Genomic DNA, 1,877 nt, shown 5'->3' with positions numbered 1-1,877 from the left:
GCCGGTGAGCACCGCGGTGCGCGTCAGCGCCTCGCGGGCCACGGCGCCGTCGGCCGCGAGCAGGGCGCGCGCGCCGGCTCCCGGCGCGGGCGGGGGGAAGGCCGGGACGTCCTGGTCGCAGACGGTCCCGCTCGGCGGCGCCTCGACGTCGACCAGGTAGCGCGTCACCAGCGCGTCCGCGCAGGAGCTGACGCCGAGCGTCGTGTGGCCGACGCCCTCCACGGTGAGCAGCCGGCCGTCGGGGAAGGACGCGGCGTAGGGCGCCGTGAAGGCGTAGGCCGTCGCCGGGTCGAAGCGGGTCCCGGCGACGAGCACGGGCACCGGCGTCTCCTGCTCCCAGGGCCCGAGGTAGGCGTCGGGGTCCTCGGCGCCCAGGCCCTCGCACTGCAGGCCCACCCAGGCGCGGTAGGGCCCGAAGTGAGGGGCGACGTCCTCCTGCGCCGCCGCGATCGCCGCGTAGGCGGAGCGGCGGCCCGGGCGCGCCGTCTCGGCGCAGAGGCTCGCCAGGTTGCCGCCGAGGGACGCGTACTCCTCCCCCACCCGGGCGCCGGGCGCGGGCGCGGCCCCCGCGGGCGCGAGCAGGCCCGCGCCGGCCAGCGCCCCGAGCACCTCGCCGGCGCGCACGAGCGCCCGCTCACGCGTCGCCCCCGTCGTCGTCACCTGCTGCAGCACGGCCACCTCCGCGAGCAGCTGGTCGGCGAGAGGGAAGGTGGTGGGGCTGTAGAGCAGGGGGAAGAGGCTCGCGACGGTCGTCGCGTAGTCCAGGACCACGGGCTCGGCCCCGGGGACGGGCACGACGAGCGGCTCGGCGCGCAGGCCGGTGAGGGCCTGCTCGGCGACGTCGGCCGGGTCGCCCAGCGAGGCGAGCAGGCAGGAGCCGGGCCCGGCCTCGGCGCACAGCCGCAGGAGCTCGGCGAAGGTCTGGCTGGCGGCGACGCCCTGACCGGTGCGGACGCCGACCGACAGCGGGTCGCGCCCGCTCGGGTCGCCCACCCAGGCCGCGGGGTCGAGGGTCCCGTCGATGAAGAGCGCGCGCGCCCGGGTCGGGAACAGCGCCGCGTAGGTGGCGCCGAGGACCGAGCCGTAGCTGTAGCCCGCGTAGGTGAGCCCCTCGTCGCCGACCGCCTGCCGCAGGAGGTCCATGTCGCGCGCCACGTTGGCCGTCGAGGAGGAGTCGAGGCGCTCGCCCGCCGTCACGCCGCAGCGCGTCGACAGGCGCGCGTTCGCGCCGAGGTAGGGCGCCACCTCGGCCTCCGTGACGGGGAAGGCGGTGGGCGGCAGGCCGAGGAGGAAGTCCTCCTCCGCCTGCGCCGTGCGGAAGCAGGTCGCCGGCGTCGACCGGGCGACGCCGCGCGGGTCGAACCCGAGGACGTCGAAGCGGGCGCGCACCTCGGGCGAGTAGGCCACCTGCGCGGCCTGCTGGACGAAGTCGACGCCGGAGCCTCCCGGCCCGCCGGGGTTCGTGAAGAGGGTGCCGATGCGCCCCGCGGGGTCGGAGGCCGGCAGCTTCGTCAGGGCGATGCTGCTCGTGGGCCCCTGGGGCCGGTCGTAGTCCTCGGGCACCTCGGCCCGCGCGCAGAGGAAGGGCTCGAGACCAGGACCGCAGGGCTGCCAGTCCAGCTCGGGGACGGGGGCGCTCACGCCGCCGGTGCTCAGGTCCGCGGCCGCCGCGGGAGCCGCGGCCACCGGCGCACGGCCGGGGGCGGCTGCCGCCGACGGCAGCGTCGTCGTCAGCAGGGCGGCGGCGAGGGCGGCGGCAGCGCCCCGACGAGCGGTGGGGCGAGTGGTGCGGCGAGGGGTGGGGGCCACGTCCGGTCCTCCGGGTCGGTCGACACCGGACGGGCCGCCCGGCACCCGAGGACGCTAGGAGGCCCGAC

At 78.5% G+C, this 1,877-nt stretch carries 1 protein-coding gene; it reads right to left on the bottom strand.

The window, feature by feature from the left end; translation table 11 throughout:
• Positions 1-1,809 (bottom strand): alpha/beta fold hydrolase (locus HLB09_RS16465; RefSeq protein ID WP_171204382.1); only part of this gene is annotated, 1,809 nt, incomplete at its 3' end.
• Positions 1,810-1,877: the final 68 nt, after the last annotated feature.

It is taken from the genome of Pseudokineococcus marinus (genome assembly GCF_013004605.1).
Taxonomy (GTDB): Bacteria; Actinomycetota; Actinomycetes; order Actinomycetales; family Quadrisphaeraceae; genus Pseudokineococcus; species Pseudokineococcus marinus.
This window is presented reverse-complemented; position numbering and strand designations above follow the sequence as displayed.